Annotated in this window: 21 protein-coding genes and 1 pseudogene; 10 read left to right on the top strand and 12 right to left on the bottom strand. The window is 64.2% G+C overall.

What is annotated here, in order from left to right; all coding sequences use genetic code 11:
* From rfaD to ACFSQR_RS05875, 4 genes are all read left to right on the top strand, one after another.
* Positions 1-999 carry an ADP-glyceromanno-heptose 6-epimerase gene (gene rfaD / locus ACFSQR_RS05890; RefSeq protein ID WP_377728696.1) on the top strand — a complete coding sequence of 333 codons (999 nt, stop codon included), beginning with the start codon at positions 1-3 and terminating at the stop codon, positions 997-999.
* 390 nt (positions 1,000-1,389) lie between these two features.
* Entirely contained in the window at positions 1,390-1,740 is a 351-nt protein-coding gene (locus ACFSQR_RS05885; protein WP_377728695.1) for a hypothetical protein, read from the top strand.
* Complete coding sequence (locus ACFSQR_RS05880) at positions 1,740-1,931, top strand: DUF1653 domain-containing protein (RefSeq protein WP_377728694.1); 192 nt, start codon at positions 1,740-1,742, stop codon at positions 1,929-1,931. The genes ACFSQR_RS05885 and ACFSQR_RS05880 overlap by 1 nt, the downstream gene beginning before the upstream one ends.
* Before the next feature lie 66 nt (positions 1,932-1,997).
* Positions 1,998-2,447, top strand: coding sequence for a hypothetical protein (locus ACFSQR_RS05875; RefSeq protein ID WP_377728693.1), 450 nt, complete (start codon positions 1,998-2,000; stop codon positions 2,445-2,447).
* Positions 2,448-2,509: 62 nt separating this feature from the next.
* Here ACFSQR_RS05875 and ACFSQR_RS05870 read toward each other — a convergent pair whose 3' ends face one another.
* Positions 2,510-4,006 (bottom strand): leucyl aminopeptidase, encoded by a 1,497-nt coding sequence (locus ACFSQR_RS05870; RefSeq protein ID WP_377728692.1) that lies wholly within the window; start codon positions 4,004-4,006, stop codon positions 2,510-2,512.
* A 60-nt stretch (positions 4,007-4,066) separates the two neighbouring features.
* Between ACFSQR_RS05870 and lptF the strand changes: the two genes are divergently transcribed.
* The 3 genes from lptF to ACFSQR_RS05855 are packed head-to-tail and all read left to right on the top strand — an operon-like array spanning position 4,067 to position 6,737.
* Complete coding sequence (gene lptF, locus ACFSQR_RS05865) at positions 4,067-5,197, top strand: LPS export ABC transporter permease LptF (RefSeq protein WP_377728691.1); 1,131 nt, start codon at positions 4,067-4,069, stop codon at positions 5,195-5,197.
* Positions 5,194-6,360 carry an LPS export ABC transporter permease LptG gene (lptG, locus tag ACFSQR_RS05860; protein ID WP_377728690.1) on the top strand — a complete coding sequence of 389 codons (1,167 nt, stop codon included), beginning with the start codon at positions 5,194-5,196 and terminating at the stop codon, positions 6,358-6,360. Before lptF ends, lptG begins: the two co-directional genes overlap by 4 nt.
* Entirely contained in the window at positions 6,360-6,737 is a 378-nt protein-coding gene (locus ACFSQR_RS05855; protein WP_377728689.1) for a sirohydrochlorin chelatase, read from the top strand. Before lptG ends, ACFSQR_RS05855 begins: the two co-directional genes overlap by 1 nt.
* A gap of 42 nt (positions 6,738-6,779) precedes the next feature.
* On the opposite strand, the gene ACFSQR_RS05850 is transcribed toward ACFSQR_RS05855, so the two are convergent.
* Together ACFSQR_RS05850 and ACFSQR_RS05845 are read right to left on the bottom strand one after the other, a co-directional pair.
* A complete protein-coding gene (locus ACFSQR_RS05850) occupies positions 6,780-7,037 on the bottom strand; it encodes a hypothetical protein (protein ID WP_377728688.1) in 258 nt (85 codons plus the stop codon).
* Positions 7,038-7,075: 38 nt separating this feature from the next.
* Positions 7,076-7,900 (bottom strand): hypothetical protein, encoded by an 825-nt coding sequence (locus ACFSQR_RS05845; RefSeq protein ID WP_377728687.1) that lies wholly within the window; start codon positions 7,898-7,900, stop codon positions 7,076-7,078.
* A gap of 128 nt (positions 7,901-8,028) precedes the next feature.
* On the opposite strand from ACFSQR_RS05845, the gene ACFSQR_RS05840 reads away from it, so the two are divergent.
* Positions 8,029-8,229: a DUF2892 domain-containing protein gene (locus ACFSQR_RS05840; protein ID WP_377728686.1), complete on the top strand. Its 201-nt coding sequence runs from the start codon at positions 8,029-8,031 to the stop codon at positions 8,227-8,229.
* On the opposite strand, the gene cobA is transcribed toward ACFSQR_RS05840, so the two are convergent.
* From cobA to ACFSQR_RS05810, 6 genes are read right to left on the bottom strand one after another with little or no spacing between them, the layout of a single operon-like run.
* Complete coding sequence (cobA, locus tag ACFSQR_RS05835; protein ID WP_377728685.1) at positions 8,164-8,952, bottom strand: uroporphyrinogen-III C-methyltransferase; 789 nt, start codon at positions 8,950-8,952, stop codon at positions 8,164-8,166. The two genes, ACFSQR_RS05840 and cobA, sit on opposite strands and share 66 nt — an antisense overlap.
* Complete coding sequence (locus ACFSQR_RS05830; protein ID WP_377728684.1) at positions 8,949-10,265, bottom strand: sulfate adenylyltransferase subunit 1; 1,317 nt, start codon at positions 10,263-10,265, stop codon at positions 8,949-8,951. Before ACFSQR_RS05830 ends, cobA begins: the two co-directional genes overlap by 4 nt.
* Entirely contained in the window at positions 10,265-11,197 is a 933-nt protein-coding gene (gene cysD / locus ACFSQR_RS05825) for a sulfate adenylyltransferase subunit CysD (RefSeq protein WP_377728683.1), read from the bottom strand. The genes ACFSQR_RS05830 and cysD overlap by 1 nt, the downstream gene beginning before the upstream one ends.
* A gap of 12 nt (positions 11,198-11,209) precedes the next feature.
* The gene (locus tag ACFSQR_RS05820; RefSeq protein ID WP_377728682.1) at positions 11,210-11,938 is read right to left on the bottom strand and encodes a phosphoadenylyl-sulfate reductase; all 729 of its coding nucleotides are present in this window, start codon (positions 11,936-11,938) and stop codon (positions 11,210-11,212) included.
* Complete coding sequence (locus ACFSQR_RS05815; protein ID WP_377728681.1) at positions 11,935-12,468, bottom strand: DUF934 domain-containing protein; 534 nt, start codon at positions 12,466-12,468, stop codon at positions 11,935-11,937. The genes ACFSQR_RS05820 and ACFSQR_RS05815 overlap by 4 nt, the downstream gene beginning before the upstream one ends.
* Positions 12,461-14,149: a nitrite/sulfite reductase gene (locus tag ACFSQR_RS05810; RefSeq protein ID WP_377728680.1), complete on the bottom strand. Its 1,689-nt coding sequence runs from the start codon at positions 14,147-14,149 to the stop codon at positions 12,461-12,463. The genes ACFSQR_RS05815 and ACFSQR_RS05810 overlap by 8 nt, the downstream gene beginning before the upstream one ends.
* A 141-nt stretch (positions 14,150-14,290) precedes the next feature.
* Between ACFSQR_RS05810 and ACFSQR_RS05805 the strand changes: the two genes are divergently transcribed.
* A complete protein-coding gene (locus ACFSQR_RS05805) occupies positions 14,291-15,232 on the top strand; it encodes a CysB family HTH-type transcriptional regulator (RefSeq protein ID WP_377728679.1) in 942 nt (313 codons plus the stop codon).
* Positions 15,233-15,265: 33 nt separating this feature from the next.
* Entirely contained in the window at positions 15,266-15,913 is a 648-nt protein-coding gene (locus ACFSQR_RS05800) for a class I SAM-dependent methyltransferase (protein WP_377728678.1), read from the top strand.
* Between the two features lie 31 nt (positions 15,914-15,944).
* Here the strand turns inward: ACFSQR_RS05800 and ACFSQR_RS05795 are convergent, their stop codons facing one another.
* From ACFSQR_RS05795 to ACFSQR_RS05785, 3 genes and pseudogenes are all read right to left on the bottom strand, one after another.
* Entirely contained in the window at positions 15,945-16,655 is a 711-nt protein-coding gene (locus ACFSQR_RS05795) for a sensor histidine kinase (RefSeq protein WP_377728677.1), read from the bottom strand.
* A 127-nt stretch (positions 16,656-16,782) separates the two neighbouring features.
* Positions 16,783-16,911 (bottom strand): annotated as a pseudogene (locus ACFSQR_RS05790) (LytTR family transcriptional regulator DNA-binding domain-containing protein); the annotation flags it as partial.
* A gap of 48 nt (positions 16,912-16,959) precedes the next feature.
* Positions 16,960-17,724, bottom strand: coding sequence for a LytR/AlgR family response regulator transcription factor (locus ACFSQR_RS05785; RefSeq protein ID WP_377728676.1), 765 nt, complete (start codon positions 17,722-17,724; stop codon positions 16,960-16,962).
* Positions 17,725-17,766: the final 42 nt, after the last annotated feature.

Here is a 17,766-nt window from a genome sequence, read left to right as displayed (position 1 = left end):
ATGATATTGGTTACTGGAGCAGCAGGCTTCATCGGCAGCAACCTGGTGCACGCACTGTGCGCGCGCGGCGCGGACGTGTTCGCGGTAGATAACCTGTCGCGGGCCGACAAGTTCCACAACATCGTGGACACCAGCATTGCCGACTTTCTGGACAAGGACGTGTTCCTGGAGCGCCTGCAGCGCGGCGACTACGCCGGCAAGTTCAGCGCCGTGTTCCACGAGGGCGCCTGTTCCGACACCATGGAGCAGGACGGCCGCTACATGATGAAGAACAACTACGACTACAGCGTGGCGCTGTTTGAGTACTGCCAGCGCGAGCGCATCCCGTTCATCTACGCATCCTCCGCCGCCGTGTACGGCGCCAGCGAGACCTTCGCCGAGGAGCGCGGCAACGAGAAGCCGCTGAACGTCTACGGCTATTCCAAGTTCCTGTTCGACCAGTACGTGCGCCGCTTCTGGGCCAGGCATGGCAAGGAAGGAAGCTCGCAAGTGGTCGGCCTGCGCTACTTCAACGTGTATGGACCGCGCGAGACCCACAAGGGCCGGATGGCGTCGGTGCCTTTCCATCAGTACAACGAATTCCGTGCGAACGGGGCGGTCAAGCTGTTCGGGGAATACGCCGGCTATGCGCCCGGAACGCAGATGCGCGACTTCGTGCACGTGGACGACGTCGTCGCCGTCAACCTTTTCTTCCACGACAACCCACTGCAGTCCGGCATCTTCAATCTCGGAACGGGCAGGGCGCAGCCGTTCAACGACATCGCGCTGGCGGTGGTCAATGCGCTCAAGGCCGAGGACGGGCCTATGGACCTGGACGCCATTGTCCAGCGTGGGCTGCTAGAATACGTTGCGTTTCCGGACAAGCTCAAGGGTAAATACCAGAGCTATACGCAAGCGGATATCAGCGCGCTGCGCGCCGCCGGGTACAAGCGCGAGTTCATGGATGTCGCAACGGGAGTCTCGCGCTATATTGCGTGGCTCAAACAGAACGTTAACTGATCAATCTGCGCCGATCTGCGGCGATTGGTCGGAATCGGTCGCGATCTCCTGCCATTCCCGGGCATCGAGACCGATTCCACGCAAACAACCGGGTACTTGATCGATCCTCGTCGATCTACGCGGATCCACCTTGAACTCGTCGTGTTCAGCAACTCACGGCAATAATGTGTTGCTGTACGGCATCATATGCATATTTATTTTTCCTTTGCGCAACTTTCTTGACACAAGGGAAGAAAAATCGCTTATTGTTGCTCTACGGGAACATAACGCGGGCAGGGTTGACTCTTTTTATGCCGTCAACTGTGCGCAACATTCACCGTGTTATGATTTTGTTGTAAGCACAACTAATTCCATTGGTCACTGCGATCTTAGTATTCAAAAGGAATCAAAATGCGTGAAGCATTTGAAGCATGGGCACAGCGCGATGGGCACATCACCCGCCGCCGCGAAGACAAGCCAGACGAATATCTCGTGTTCGAAACGCAACGCCGCTGGGTGATCTGGCAAGCTGCACTGGCGCACGGCCAGGCTGCTGCCGAAAGCGGCAAGCCGGTCGGCAAACGTGCCCAGGCCGCCAAGGCGCCTGCCGACGAAGCGATGGTGCGCGCCCGCGTCCTGAACGAAGTGCTCGATGCATTCAGCTCGCTCGACGGCGCGACCGGCAAGGAGCGCATCGTCAAGGTGATCCAGGACCTCAAGGAAAACCGCCAGGTGCGCGTGCAGGAACCTGCGAACGCCTGATGCAGTACCGGCATTACAAGGGCGGCCTGTACGAACTCGTCTGCGTCGCCACCCTCGAGTCCGACCACACCGAAATGATCGTCTACCGTGCGGCCAACGGGTCCATCTGGACCCGGCCCAGGGACGTCTTCTTCGAGCTGGTCGACGTCGACGGCCAGAAAGTGCCGCGCTTCGCGCCCGTCACTGGCTGATTCCCCTCATGAAGCGGCGCGGCATGCCGTTATACAGGCATGCCGATCACATTCCATGCCGCCGCCATGTCCCGCTTGCTCCTCCCCGCCGTGCTGCTTGCATCCCTCCCGGGCTGCGCCACGCTGACCGAACCGGCCACCCAGACCATCTTCGTGCAGGCTGTCGAAGGACACCGCCCCATCGCCAACGTCGGCTGCCTGCTGGCCAATGACGCGGGACGCTGGTACGTCAACGCGCCGGGACGCGTGACTGTGTCCAGGCGCGCGTGGCCGCTGTCGGTCGATTGCAGGAAAGCCGGCGAGGCGGCCGGTTACGAAGTCGTGGCCTCGCGTGCGGGCGCCGGAGCGCTGTGGGGGAACGTGGTGGTATCGGCGGGCGTGGGCTACATCGTGGACCGTAATACCGGGGCAGGGCATGATTATCCCGACACGATCACCATTGTGATGAAGCGGCTGGTGGACGCGCCGGTGGCCGAAGCTGACCCTGTCGCCGCCGCCGGCACACCGATTTACTAAGGGACGACTCCAAAAAAAAGCGCCGGCATGCATGCCGGCGCTTTTGCTTTCAGTCGCGGCGATTACTTCGCGCGGTTCATCAGGAAGGTGGTCAGCAGCGGCACCGGACGGCCGGTCGCGCCCTTGGCCGCGCCCGATTTCCACGCCGTACCGGCGATGTCCAGGTGCGCCCAGGTGTACTTGCGCGTGAAGTTCTCCAGGAAGCAGGCCGCCGTCACCGACGCGCCGCCCGGCGTGCCGATGTTGGCCAGGTCCGCGAAGTTGGACTTGAGCTGCTCGTTGTACGCTTCCTCGACCGGCAGGCGCCATGCGGTGTCGCTGGCCTGGCGGCCCGCTGCCAGGATCTCCTCGGCCAGCGCGTTGTGCACGTCGTCGCCGCGGGTGAACAGGCCCGAGTTGTGGTTGCCCAGCGCGATCACGCAGGCGCCGGTCAGGGTCGCGATGTCGATCACGGCCGCAGGCTTGAAGCGCTCGGCATAGGTCAGCGCGTCGCACAGGATCAGGCGGCCTTCGGCGTCCGTATTCAGGATCTCGATGGTCAGGCCGTTCATCGAGGTGACGATGTCGCCCGGCTTGGTCGCGCGGCCCGACGGCATGTTCTCGCACGCCGCGATCACGCCGATGACGTTCAGCTTGAGGTTCATCTCGCCGATCGCGCGGAAGGTGCCGAGCACGGAGCCCGCGCCGCACATATCGTACTTCATCTCGTCCATGTTCGGACCCGGCTTGATCGAGATGCCGCCGGTGTCGAAGGTGATGCCCTTGCCGACCAGGACCACCGGCGCATCTTTCGCCTTGCCGCCCATGTGCTTGAGGACGATGAACTTCGGCGGCTGCTCGCTGCCGTTGGTCACGGACAGGAAGCTGCCCATCTTGAGCGCCTCGAGCTGTTTGCGCTCGAGGATCTCGACTTCGAACCCATAGTCGCCGCCCAGCTTGCGCGCCAGGTTGGCCAGGTAGGTCGGGGTGCAGACGTTCGGCGACAGGTTGCCCAGTTCCTTGGTCAGGTCCATGCCGTTGGCGATGGCTTGCGCCTGCGCCAGCGCGGCCTTGGCCTGCGCCGTGTTCGGCACGGCCAGCGCAACGCGCTGCACGCCTGCCGGGGCAGGGTCCTTCTTGGACTTCTGCGCGTCGGTGCGGAATACGGCTTCGTGGCCGGCGATGACGCAGGCGCGGATCGCCCAGTCCAGCTCGCGGCCTTTCACATTCTCCATTGGCAGTGCGATAATGGCGTCGTTCGCGCCAATCGAACCGAATGCCTTCATCGCGGCGGCGACGCCGGTGCTGAAGGCCTTCTCGGAGACTTGTTCGTCGGCGCCCATGCCGACCAGCAGGATGCGCTCGGCGCCCGACTTGGTCACATTGCGCAGCATCAGGGTCGAACCTGGCTTGCCGCTGATGTCGCCGGACTTGAGCGCAGCAGTGATTTCACCGCCCTGGTCGAGTGCCTTGGCCTGCGCCGACATCTTCTTGTTCTCAAAAACCGCCACTGCGATGCAGCCGGATTTTGCGGCCTGGATGGTGTTTTTTGTGTCGAATGCTTTTATGCTAAAGTCCATTTGATTCTCCATTCGTGTTTTTGTGCGGCGCTTGGCCCAACCACTAATTATAACTTTTCAATGATCTTTCAACGCGCCCTTCGACGAGAGCTGCTTGCCACGGCCGGCGCTACGTTCACGGTGCTGTTTTCCATCCTCGTCACCTGGTCCCTCATCAAGATCCTCGGCGAAGCCGCCGGCGGCAAAGTGGCGCCAAGCGACGTGATCGCACTCATCGCGTTCGCAGCCCTTAATTATCTGCCAACTGTGATCATCCTCACCAGCTTTATTTCAGTGCTGGCGGTGGTCACCCGGACTTACCGTGATTCCGAGATGGTGGTGTGGTTCGCGTCGGGCCAGTCGCTCGCGGCCTTCATCCGCCCGGTGCTGTCGTTCGGCCTTCCGCTGGTCGCGCTGACCGCCTTCCTGTCGATGGTCGCGCAGCCGTGGGCAATCCAGAAGAACGACGAATACATCGAACGCTTCGAAAAGCGCGAAGACCTGCAGAAGGTCGCGCCCGGCCAGTTCCGCGAATCGGCCGCCTCCAACCGCATCTTCTTCGTCGAAGGCGTGGCGGACGATTCGACCGTCGTGCAGAACGTCTTTGTCAACACTGCCGAAAGCAACGGCAGCACCGTGGTGGTGGCCAAGCAGGGCGTGATCGAGGAGGACGACAAGGGCATGCGCTACCTCGTGCTCAAGAACGGCCGCCGCTACCAGGGCACGCCGGGCCAGGCCGATTTCCAGTCGATGGAATTCGAACGCTACAGCATGCGCGTGGCCGCCAAGGTGCCCGTGACTGGCGCCGAGCTGTCGGCGGAGGCGCTGCCGACGTCCGCGCTGCTGGCCAGCCGCAGCCGCTTCGGCGATGCGGAGCTGCTGTGGCGCGTCGCGCTGCCGGTCACCTGCCTGCTGCTGATCCTGCTCGCGATCCCGCTCGGTTTCGTCAACCCGCGCGCGGGCAGCTCGGCCAACCTCGTGATCGCGCTGCTGATTTTCTTCTCCTACAATAACCTGAACAAGGCGATGGAAGCGGCCGTGCGGCAGGACAAGCTGGCACTGGCGATGGCCTGGTGGCCGCTGCACGTGATCGCCGCGCTGCTGGTCATCGGCATGTTCGTCCTGCGCCTGAACGTCAACCATCGCTTCCATCCGCTGGCGATCTATTCGCGCTACAAGCGCGGCCGCATGGCGAAAGCAGGTGCCGCATGAAGCTCGCAGAACGCTATTTCCTGACCACGATCACGCAGGCGGTGTTCTTCGTGCTCGCGGCCTTCCTCGCGCTGACCGCGTTCATGGACCTGACCTCCGAACTGCCGCGCCTCGGCAAGGAAGGCTACGGCTTCCATCACGCGCTGCTGTACGTGCTGATGCTCATGCCCGGCCACGTGTACGAGACCATGCCGGTGGCCGCGCTGATCGGCACCATCTACGCGATGGCGCAGTTCGCGGCAACGTCCGAGTTCACCATCCTGCGTGCGTCCGGCATGTCGACCCGCATGGCCGCATGGATCCTTTTCAAGATCGGCGTCATCTTCGTCGCGGTCACCTTCGTGTTCGGCGAGCTCATTACGCCGCGCGTGGCGCCGATGGCCGAGACGCTCAAGCTCGCGATGCGCGGCACGACCGTGTCGACGGAGTTCCGTTCGGGCCTGTGGACCAAGGACGTGGTGCGCTCGGACGGCACCAAGGGCGACATCGTCGGCGCGCGCTTCTTCAACACCCGCAAGATCGGCGACGACGGTGAGCTGATCGAGCTGAAGGTGCTCGAATTCGATAACGACATGCGCCTGCGCTCGCTGACCACCGCGGCCAAGGCGACCTTCCAGGGCGAGAACACCTGGCGCCTGAACGACGTGACGGAGACGCGCTTTACCAACACGCGCGAGTTGCCGAAGCCCGGCGAGCCGGCGTTGCCGCTGTTCGGCCAGGAGACCAGCCGCGTGGTCACCGAAAAGGTGGCCACCCGCGACCTGATCTCCGAGATCACGCCGAAGATCCTGTCCGTGTCCAGTGCGGAGCCGAAGCGCATGTCGGCCAGCGAACTGGCGGTGTATACGCGCCACCTGGCCGAGAACAAGCAGGAGACCGAGCGCTTCAAGATCGCATTCTGGAAAAAGCTGATCGACCCGCTGGCGATCTTCGTGCTGATGGCGCTCGCGCTGCCGTTCGCCTACCTGCATACCCGCAGCGGCGGCGTGAGCCTCAAGATCTTCGTCGGCATCATGATCGGCGTCGCTTTCATGCTGATTAACACGCTGTTCTCGCATATCGGCCTGCTGAGCGCCTTGCCGGCCTTCGTCACCGCGATTGCGCCGAGTGCACTGTTCCTGCTGCTGGCCTTCTTTGCCCTGCGATGGGTGGAGCGGCACTGATGGCACGCCGCGCCCTGGTCCTGTTCGCGCATGGCGCACGTTCGGCCAGCTGGGCGGCGCCGTTCGAGCGCCTGCGCGACCTCGTGCAGGCGCAGCGGCCGGATGTCGACGTGTCGCTGGCTTTCCTCGAACTGATGGAGCCGCGCCTGCCTGCGCATGTGCGCGAGCTGGCCGCAGCGGGCGTCACGCACGTGACAGTGGTGCCAGTGTTCCTGGGGCAGGGCGGGCACGTGCTGCGCGACTTGCCACTGATGGCGGATGCTTTGCGCGCCGAGCTGCCGCAGATGACTCTGGAAGTGGTTGGTGCTGCCGGAGAGGATCCGGCGGTGCTGCAGGCGCTCGCGCATTACTGCAGCTCTGCAATCCCATCGAAGTGAATCTCAAGGATCAGTTGACGATTTCGATCAGCAACGCAGTGATCAGGCCTGTCTGAAAAATCCCGGCAGTGACGATCCAAAGCGCAACCTCAGCTTTAAGCTTCGCAACTGCAGCATCGATTTTGGCGTCCATTTTTGCGTCGAGCGAATCAATTTTCGCTTCCAGTTTCGCAAATCGACATCCTGCAACGCATCGCTCAGCACTGAAGCGTGCGCGCGCGCCTGCCGGTGCGGAACGCCGGCACCGGTGAGTTTCTCTACTACCTGCTGCGTGTCAATCTGCATGGGCGGCATTGTCATGGGAACCCCTGAACTCACAGTATAGGACGCAACTTGTCCTATGCTAGCGCGTTCGGTCCACCGTGGGGACGAGGAGAGGCATACCCGTGACGCCCCTCAAACAGCCTGTTCCGGCCAGGCTGCTGTCTCTCGTACCACTTGCGCAGCGCGTCGTCGCACCAGCCCGGCTGGCTCCGTTCCTGCGCCAGTAGCCGGCGAAACTTCGCGCGGGTGATCCATTGCGCAGCCTGCTCCTGCACGCTGTCGGCCGCCGGGAACTCACCGTTGGCGCGCAGCACCGCCTCGACCACGGCGAGCTGGTACAGGTAGCTGCGCGTATTCGCGAGTGCAGCCCCTTCGGCCCATCCGTCGGTCTTGCTGTACAGCCAGCTCATGTCCTGCAGCGCGGAGAGCGACGCCAGCATATCGCGGTAGTCACCCAGGTAGCGTCGCGCGCGCCGCATATCGGCGTGCTCCGCGAACGCGGTCATGGCGCCGTCGCGGCAGGTGACGAGCAAATTGCCTGCGACAACGTCCAGGCGCCGCAGCAGCCGGTAGCGTCCCACCATGTCGCCCAGTGCGTCGTCCAGCATGAGTGCCCGCTGCAGCAGCGCCGGGTTGTGGTCGCCGTCCATCATGCGGGTGTCGGCGCGCTGCCGCATCCGGCGCAGCGCGGCACGGGTCGGAAGGAATGTCAGGGAGAGCTCGCGCATGGGCGCAGTACAGAATGCTGTGCGGAACCACGATGGGATGTCGGGAGAGATGAACAGGGCGAGCAGGATCGTATGCGCGTGCGCATAGTCGCCTTCCTCCAGCGCCAGGATGCCTGCCTCAAGCTCGGCCCGTGTCGAGGGAAAGTCGGGCGGATAGTCGAGATTGCTCATGGATGCCCTCCATGGCCGAGTGTACGCGCAAGCCGGAATGCATGGCTTACCGTAGAACAGGCCGGGATGCTGACAATGGCAGTGGCGTGCGTGCTCCCGCCGCCTATACTGAGTGGCAGGGAGGGCATATGCAAGCGAACGTAGGACAGTTCGACCGTGTGGTGCGCCTGGTGCTGGCGCTGGTCATCCTGGGCGCGTATTTCGTGCTGGGAGAGGACACCCGGCGCTGGGCGCTGCTGGGACTGATCCCGCTGGCGACCGCGCTAGCGGGCTGGGACCCGCTCTACAGCATCCTCGGCATCGACACGCGCAGGCTCGACCTGCACTGAGCGGTCAGGCGCCTGGTGCGGACGGCGCGCCATCGCGGCGCCCACCATGACCAGCACCGGGCCGTGCGCCTGCCGGAGGCCTTGCGCCAGACCGGCCAGGTCCATGCGCACGATGCGCTCGTCCTTGCGGCTGCAGTTCTCGACAATCACCACGCAGGTCTCCGGCGCCAGCCCCTGCGCGAGCAGGCGCTGGCCTGTCGCCATGGCTTCGCGTCCGCCCATGTACTGGATCAGCGTGTCGGTGGAGGGCAGGGCCGCTTCCTCGGGATGGCCCGGCGCCGTGCTGGAAGTGAAGAAGGCGACGCTGCGCGCCACGCCGCGCTTGGTGAGCGGCTGGCGCGTGCTGGCGGCGGCGGCCAGCGCGGTGGTAATGCCGGGGACGACTTCCACCTCGATGCCGGCTTCTTCCAGCGCGCGCAGTTCCTCGTCCGCGCGGCCGAACATCATCGGATCCCCGCCCTTCAGGCGCACCACGATGCGGTGCCGGCGCGCCTGTTCCACCAGCAGTTCGTTGATGTGCTGCTGCGCGGTGGAGCGCTGGCCGCTGCGCTTGCCGACCGCGATCAGCTCGGCCTGCGCGCACAGTTCCAGCATCTCCGGCGTGACCAGCGCGTCGTACAGCACCACATCCGCCTGCGCGAGCAGGCGCGCGCCGCGCAAGGTGATCAGGTCCTGGGCGCCGGGGCCGGCGCCGACCAGGTACACCTTGCCGGGCAGGCTCATTCCTGCCCGTCCAGGCGGATCATGCCCGCTGCAACGGTCTGGTGCGTGACTTCGTCGATCAGGATGAATGCGCCGGTGGCGCGGATGTCCGAATACGCATCGGCGACCAGCGGCTGCTGCACCGCGAACGAGATGCGCGCAACGTCATTGAGATTGAGGCCCTCGGCCGGATGGCGCTCCTGCGTGTTGATGTCGAGAATCGACTCGACCGCCTTGACTTTGGCCGTGGTCTGCCGGGTGCCATGCTTGACGATGTACTTGCGGCGCAGGTCGAGCGGCTCTTCCGACAGCCAGCACACGTCCGCGTGCACCTGCCTGAGCAGGGTGGCAGGATTGTCCGCGCCCGACAGCAGGTCGCCGCGCGAGATGTCCACGTACTCGTTGAGCAGCAGCGTCACCGACTGGCCTGCGGCAGCGCTCTGGAGCGAACCGTCGAAGGTCGAGATCTCCCGGACCGTCGCGCGCTGTCCCGATGGCTGCACCACCAGCTCGTCGCCCACGCTCACGCTGCCCGATTCGATGCAGCCCATGTAGCCGCGGAAGTCGTTGGCCTCGTGGCCGTTGTGGCGCGCCACCAGCTGCACCGGGAAGCGGAACGGCGCGGTGTGCGCTTCGTCGTACACGGTCAGCGACTCGAGCAGCTCGATCAGCGTCGGTCCCTGGTACCACGGCATGCGCGCGCCGCGCTCGACCACGTTGTCGCCCGCCAGCGCCGACATCGGGATCGCCGTGATGTCGGACGCCAGGCCGAGCGCCGCCGCGAACTCGCGGTAGGCCTTGACGATGCGCTCGTACACGTCGCGGTCGTAGCCAACCAGGTCCATCTTGTTGACGGCAACCACCACGTGCTCGATCTGCAACAGCTTGGCGATGGTCGAGTGGCGCTTGGTCTGCACCAGCAGGTCCACGCCGCCGTCCTCGCGCAGCTTCACTTTCGATACGTCGATCAGGATCACGACGGCATCTGCGGTCGAAGCGCCCGTCACCATGTTGCGGGTGTACTGCTCGTGGCCCGGCGTATCGGCGATGATGAACTTGCGGCGCGGCGTCGCGAAGTAGCGGTACGCCACGTCGATCGTGATGCCCTGTTCGCGCTCGGCTTCCAGGCCGTCGGTCAGCAGCGACAGGTCGATGGTGTCGCCCACGGTGCGCTTGTTCCTGGCGCGCGAGACCGCCGCCAGCTGGTCGGCAAAGATGCCCTTGCTGTCGTACAGCAGGCGGCCGATCAGCGTGCTCTTGCCATCGTCGACCGAGCCGGCGGTAATGAAGCGCAGCAGGCTGTGTTCGATCGGTTGTTCGTTCATCGCGTTCATCAGAAATAACCTTGCTTCTTGCGTTTTTCCATCGAGGCTTCCGAGGTCTGGTCGTCCATCCTGGTCGCGCCGCGTTCGGTGATGTCGGTGACCGCCGTTTCGGCGATGATCTCGGCCACCGTGGCCGCATCTGACGCGACCGGGCAGGTGCATGAGATGTCGCCGACGGTACGGAAGCGCACCGTGCGCGTCTCCACCGTCTCGCCATCGCGAGGCGGCGTCAGTGGGGTCAGCGGCACCAGCAGTCCGTTGCGGGCGATGACGTCGCGTTCGTGCGCGAAGTAGATCGACGGCAGCGCCAGCTTTTCGCGCGCGATGTACTGCCACACATCCAGCTCGGTCCAGTTCGAGATCGGGAAGACCCGCATGTTTTCGCCCGGATGCACGCGCGTGTTGTACAGGTCCCAGAGTTCCGGACGCTGCGCCTTCGGGTCCCACTGGCCGAACTCGTCTCGGAAGGAGAAGATGCGCTCCTTCGCACGTGCTTTCTCCTCGTCGCGCCGGGCGCCGCCGATGCAGGCGTCGAAGCCGTGCTCCTCGATCGTCTCCAGCAGTGTAACTGCCTGCGCCGCGTTGCGAGAGTCCGTTTGCGGATTACGCAGGCGCACCGTGCCGCGCTTGATCGAGTCCTCGACCGAGCCGACGATCAGGCGCTCGCCCAGCTCTGCCACGCGGGCGTCACGGAAGGCGATCACCTCGTCGAAATTGTGTCCGGTATCGATGTGCACCAGCGGGAACGGGAACTTGCCCGGCCTGAATGCCTTCTCCGCAAGGCGCAGCAGCACGACCGAGTCCTTGCCGCCGCTGAACAGCAGGGCAGGGTTGCTGCACTCGGCAGCGACTTCGCGCAGGATGTGGATCGCTTCCGATTCCAGCGCGTCGAGGTGGCGCGCGTTGACGTCAGCGAGGAAATGCTCGGTAACAGTATTCATTCGTAGCTCTCGTTATGCCGCAACCGGCTTGATGCGGATCAGGCGTCCATCGACCACGTGCAGGCCGCATTCCTTCGATTCCGGGTTCTCCCACCACCAGCGGCCGGCACGCACGTCCTGGCCCGGTTCCACCGCGCGGGTGCAGGGTTCGCAGCCGATCGACGGGAAACCCTGGTCGTGCAGCGCGTTGTACGGCACGTTGTTGGCGCGGAGGTAGTTCCAGACGTCTTCTTCCGACCAGTCGGCCAGTGGATTAAATTTGGTCATGCCATGGGCGGCGTCTTCTTCCTGTACCGCCAGTTCGGCGCGGGTGCTCGACTGCGCGCGGCGCTGGCCGGTGATCCAGGCCTTGTTGCCGGCCAGGGCGCGGCCCAGCGGCTCGACTTTGCGGATGCGGCAGCATTCGCGCCGCATCTCGACGCTGTCGTAGAACGCATTCAGGCCGTTCTGCGCGACATAGGCGTCGATGGCGTCCGCCTGCGGGCGGTACAGCATGATGTCGTAGCCGTACACCTCGCGCACCTTGTCCAGCACCGCCAGCGTTTCCGCGTGCAGGCGGCCGGTTTCCAGCGAAAAGATCGCGATCGGCAGTTGCGCGCGCAGGATCATGTCGGTGATGACCATGTCCTCGGCCGCCAGGCTCGATGCGAACACCGCCGGGGAGAAATCGCGGGCGAGGCGCTCCAGGGTGGCGCGCGTGTCCGCCACGCGCGCATCGAAATTCACCGCGTCGTTCTTCACGCTGCCTCCGGGGTGCGAACCTGGCGGCGGTAAAGCGGCAGGCTGTTGTCCACCGATGCCTGATAGGTTTCGCTGAACACGGTCAGGCCCTTGAGCGCGTCGTGGATCGAACGGTCCTGGCGCGTGGCGTAGCAGTCGAAGCCGACGCGCTGCATCGAGAACAGCTGGTCGCGCAGCACATCGCCGATCGCGCGCAGCTCTCCTTTCCAACCAAGGCGCATGCGCAGGTTGTACGCGATCGAGTAGCCGCGGCCATCGGAGAACCTGGGGAAGTCCACCGCGACCACGTCGAACGCATCGAGTTGGCCCTTGAGCGCGTCCGGTGGGGTATCGGATGGCAGCCACACGCCCAGCGGGCGGCGCGCGGCAAGCGCGTCCTTCTGCGCTTCCCATACCGCCAGCGGCACGATCACTTTGCCTTCCGGGACCTCCACGGTGGCCGCGTCCGCGCCTTCGTCCAGCCGCAGCACGGCCCAGTCGTCGGCGACCACTTCACGGCCCTTGATGACCAGTTTGTGCTTCTCAAGCATATGCTTCTTCCTCCACGTGCGCGTCGTCGCCGATCGGCGTCGCGTACACAAGATCCTTGAACGGGCCGATGCCCAGGCGCTGCGCGGTCGCCGCGAACGGCTCGTCCTCATAGCGCTCGCGCACGTACACCTGCAGCAGGCGGCCGATCACTTCCGGCATCTGGCTGGCCGAAAACGACGGGCCGATGATCTTGCCGATGGCCGCGTTGTTGCCCTGCGCACCACCGATCGAGACCTGGTAGAACTCCGCGCCGTCCTTGTCCACGCCCAGCACGCCGATGCTGCCCACGTGGTGGTGGCCGCAGGCGTTGATGCAGCCGGAGATATTCAGTTCGATTTCGCCGATATCGTGCTGGAAGTCGATGTCGTCGAAGCGCTGCGCGATGGCGGCGGCAATCGGGATCGATTTGGCATTCGCCAGCGAGCAGAAGTCGCCGCCCGGGCAGCTGATAATGTCGGTCAGCAGGCCGATGTTCGGCGTGGCCAGGCCCTGGGCCTTGATCTCCTGCCACAGCTCGAACAGGCGCGCCTGCTCGACGTCGGCCAGCACCAGGTTCTGCTCGTGCGTCACGCGCACTTCGCCAAAGCTGTAACGGTCGGCGATGTCGGCCACGAAGTCGAGCTGCGCATCGGTCGCGTCGCCCGGCGGCACGCCGGTCTTCTTCAGCGACAGCACCACGGCCGCGTAGCCCGGCACCTTGTGCGGCTTGACGTTCCGGCGCAACCAGTTGCCGAACGCGCGGTTGTCCTCGCGCCCCGCTTGCGGGTCGAGCGCCGGCAGCGTCTTGTACTGGGGCGGGCGGAAGAAGGCCTGGATGCGTTCGATTTCTTCCTGCGTCAGCGTGGACGGGCTGCCTTTCAGGTCGGCCCATTCCGCCTCGACCTGGCGCGTGAATTCCTCGGCGCCGATGGCCTTGAGCAGGATCTTGATGCGCGCCTTGTACTTGTTGTCGCGGCGGCCGTACAGGTTATAGACCCGCATGATCGCTTCGATGTAGGTGAGCAGGTGCTCGCGCGGCAGGAACTCGCGGATCACGGTGCCGATGATCGGCGTGCGGCCAAGGCCTCCGCCGACCAGCACCCTGAAGCCCACTTCGCCGGCGTCGTTGGTCACCACGGTCAGGCCGATGTCGTGCACGGCCACCGCGGCGCGATCCTCGACCGCGCCGTTGATCGCCACCTTGAACTTGCGGGGCAGGGCGATGAATTCGGGGTGGAAGGTGCTCCACTGGCGCAGGATCTCCGCGTACGGGCGCGGATCGATCAGTTCGTCCGCCGCCACGCCCGCGAATTGGTCCGAGGTGACGTTGCGGATGCAGTTGCCCGAGGTCTGGATCGCGTGCATCTCGACCGAGGCCAGCTCGGCCAGGATGTCCGGAGTGTCTTCCAGCTCGATCCAGTTGAATTGGATGTTCTGGCGCGTGGTGAAGTGGCCGTAGCCGCGGTCGTACTTGCGCGCGATGTGGGCGAACTTGCGCACCTGCGTGGACGACAGCAGGCCGTACGGCACCGCGATGCGCAGCATGTAGGCGTGGCGCTGCATGTACAAGCCGTTCTGCAGGCGCAGCGGCAGGAATTCTTCCTCCGTCAGCTCCCCGTTCAGGCGGCGCTGGACCTGGTCGCGGTACTGCGCAATCCGTTCCCGGACGATGAGGTGGTCATACTGGTCGTAGCGATACATGGGCGATCCTGGTGCAATGATGCCTTCATGGTAAAGAACCGTGGCTTTATTCCAAACGACTAAGAATTTATTTGCTTATATGCGTCTGAGGCATAAGCATTCTTATAAAATAGCGAACATGCGCAACCCAACCATCCCAGCATGAACCTCCACCAGCTACGATTCGTGCGCGAAGCCGTGCGCCAGAACTTCAACCTGACGGATGCCGCCAAGGCCCTGTTCACGTCCCAGCCGGGCGTGTCCAAGGCGATCATCGAGCTGGAAGAGGAGCTGGGCGTGGATATCTTTACCCGCCACGGCAAGCGCATCCGCGGCCTGACCGAGCCGGGCAGGCTGGTGCTGCAGTCGGTCGAGCTGATCATGCAGGAGATCGACGGCCTCAAGCGCATCGGCAAGGAGTACGCCGCGCAGGACAGCGGCAGCTTTACCATCGCCACCACGCACACCCAGGCGCGCTATGCGCTACCCAAGGTGGTGCAGGCCTTTATGCAGAAATACCCGAAGGTGCGCTTGTCGCTTTTGCAAGGCAATCCGCGCCAGATCGCCGAGATGGTGACGCGCGACCAGGCCGACATCGCGATCGCGACCGAATCGATCGCCAGCATCGAAGGGCTGGTAACGCTGCCGTGCTACCAGTGGGAGCACGTGGTGGTGGTGCCGGCCGAGCATCCGCTGCTGCGCTCGAAAGCGCTCTCGCTGGAAGAAATTGCCAGTTTCCCGGTCATCACCTATGATGCCGCCTTCGCCGGCCGCAGCAAGATCGACCATGCGTTCGGCCTGCGCAACCTGAAGCCGGACGTGCTGCTCGAAGCGATCGACGCCGACGTGATCAAGACCTATGTGGAACTGGGCATGGGCGTAGGCATCATCGCGGGCATGGCCTTCGACCCCGAGCGCGACAAGAACCTGCGTGCGATCCCGGTCGGGCACCTGTTCGGCATGAATGTGTCGCGTATCGCGATCAAGCAGGGCGCCTACCTGCGCAGTTACATTTACACCTTCATCGAACTGCTCGCGCCGGTTCTGACCCGCAAGATGGTCGAGCAGGCCATGAGCGGCGTTAAGGAAAACTACGAGTTGTAGGGGACTGTCCCCAGCGACACCTAAACAGAAACTATGAACCAAGACACGCTTGCCGCCTACTACGCGGACATCGCCACCACCTACGACAGCCGCTACGAGGATGCCGACCGCCAGGATGACCTGGACGAACTGCACGAACGCATCGCCGAGCTGGTCAGCAACCACAAGGTGCTGGAACTGGGCTGCGGCACCGGCTACTGGACCGAAACGCTGGCGTGCTCGGCCGATTCGGTGCTCGCCATCGACTCCAGCCCGGAGATGCTGGAGATGGCCCGCCAACGGGTCGACGCCGCCAGCGTGGAATTCCAGCAGGCCGACGCGTTCGCGCTGCCGGACATGGCTGGCCGCTTTACGGCGTGCTTCGCCGGCTTCCTGTGGTCGCATATCAAGCGCGAGGACCAGGAAAAATACCTGAAGCAGCTGCGCGCCAGGCTTGGCAAGGACGTGCTGCTGATCCTGGTCGACGACAACTTCATGGAAGAACAGACGCCGCCGATCGCGCGCACCGACCTGGAAGGCAACACCTTCCAGATCTTTACCGCGCCGTCGGGCAAGCGCTACGAGGTGCTGCGCAACTACCCGGCCGACAGCAGCCTGCGCAAGCGTTTCGCTTCGCACGTGCGCGAAGTGCGCATCGAGCGCCTCGACCACTACTGGATGCTCACCGGCCGCCTGAAATAAGCGACGCGGCGGGTTGCGGGACGCGCGCAGGTTAGCCCGGCACCGGCAGGGAGATATCGATCCGCGTCCCGCTCTCTTCGTTGCGGCCGATGCTGATGTCCCCCTCGAGTGCCCAGACCCGCTCGCGCATGCCCACCAGCCCGAGCGACTCGGGCTTTTCCATGTCCACCGGGTCGATCCCCTTGCCGTTGTCGGCGATTCCAATCAGCAGGTGATGATTGGATCGCCCCACGCTGACCGACACTTCGGTCGCTTTGGCATGCCGCGCCACATTGGTCAGCCCCTCCTGCACGATGCGGTAGGCCGCCGTGCTGAGGGCGTCGTCCAGCTGCAGTTCCTCCTCATCGGCAAAAAAGCCGCAGCGGATGCCGTTGCGTTCGCTGAACTCCGTGCAGAGCGCGCGAAGCGCGTAATACAGGCCGCCTTCGTCCAGCGCGCGCGGACGCAGGTTGCGCGCAATCCGCCGCACCGAGGTGATCGCGCCCATCAGGTTCTTGTCCATGCCTTCGATCAGGTCGATCGCGTCGGGTGCCAGCGATTTGTTCTGCATCAGCAGCGCCAGGTCCATGCGCAGCAGGGTCAGCAGCTGCGCCGTATCGTCGTGCAGTTCGCGCGCGATGTGGGTGCGCTCGTGTTCGCGAATGGTCTGGAGGGCAGCGGACAACTGCCGCAGCTGGGCGTGTGACACCTCGTCGCTGGCACGGCGGCCGCCAACTCGGAATTGATGGACTGTGTTGGGCATGGTCGAGGCTCCGGAGTCCAGCTTACGCCGGCAGGAGCCGCAGTGCCTTGCGGAGCAGCAAAGAGGGGAAACCCAAAATGGGGACAGACCCCATTTCGAAAATGGGGTCTGTCCCCATTTCGGGGCGTTACATCTGCTTGAACAGGTGCAGGAAGCTGCGGCTGACTTCGAGCTTCTCCGGGCGGCCCTTGACCATGACCAGGTGACGGCCGCGCAGGTCGCGCGTCACGCCTTCGATGGCGTTCACGTTGACCAGCGAGCCCAAAATGGGGTCTGTCCCCATTTCGGTCCCCATTTCGGGGCGTTACATCTGCTTGAACAGGTGCAGGAAGCTGCGGCTGACTTCGAGCTTCTCCGGGCGGCCCTTGACCATGACCAGGTGACGGCCGCGCAGGTCGCGCGTCACGCCTTCGATGGCGTTCACGTTGACCAGCGTGGCGCGGTGGATCTGCCAGAACAGCGAGGGGTCGAGCTCATCGGCCAGGTCGCGCACCGGCTTGCGGATCAGCGCCTCGAACTTCTCGGTCTGAACGCAGGTGTATTTTTCGTCGGAGCGGAAGAACAGGATCTCCTCGACCGGAATCATGCGCAGGTCCGAGCCGATGCTGGCCTGGATCCATTGCAGGTGTTTCGGTTTCGGGGCGGCGATCTTCTCGGCCAGTTGCGACAGGATGGCCGTGACGTCCGGCGCGGCGGAGGCAGCCTTCGGTGCGGCCAGGCGCTCCTTCAGGCGTTCCACGGTCACGCCCAGGCGCTCGGGCTCGGGCGGTTTCAGCACGTAGTCGATGGCGCCGCGTTCGAACGCTTCCACCGCATACTGGTCGTAGGCGGTCACGAACACGATATTGCTGGCGCTGCCGATGTCGCGCGCGGCCTCCATGCCGGTCTTGCCCGGCATGCGGATATCGAGGAAGGTGAGGTCGGGCTTGAGCTCGCGGACCAGGTCGACGGCTTCTTCGCCGTTCTTGGCTTCCCCGACGATCTCGAGTTCCGGCCACACCTGGTTCAAGCGCATGCGCAGCTGGTCGCGCATCAGTCTTTCGTCATCAGCAATGATTGCGGTCGGCATGATGGTGCTTGTTGTAATTTTGGGTAGGTCATTATTCAACGA

It is taken from the genome of Pseudoduganella sp. GCM10020061, assembly GCF_042683405.1.
Classification (GTDB): Bacteria; Pseudomonadota; Gammaproteobacteria; order Burkholderiales; family Burkholderiaceae_D; genus Telluria.
Note: the sequence above shows the minus strand (reverse complement) of the source record. Positions and strands in the feature narration are given on the sequence as shown.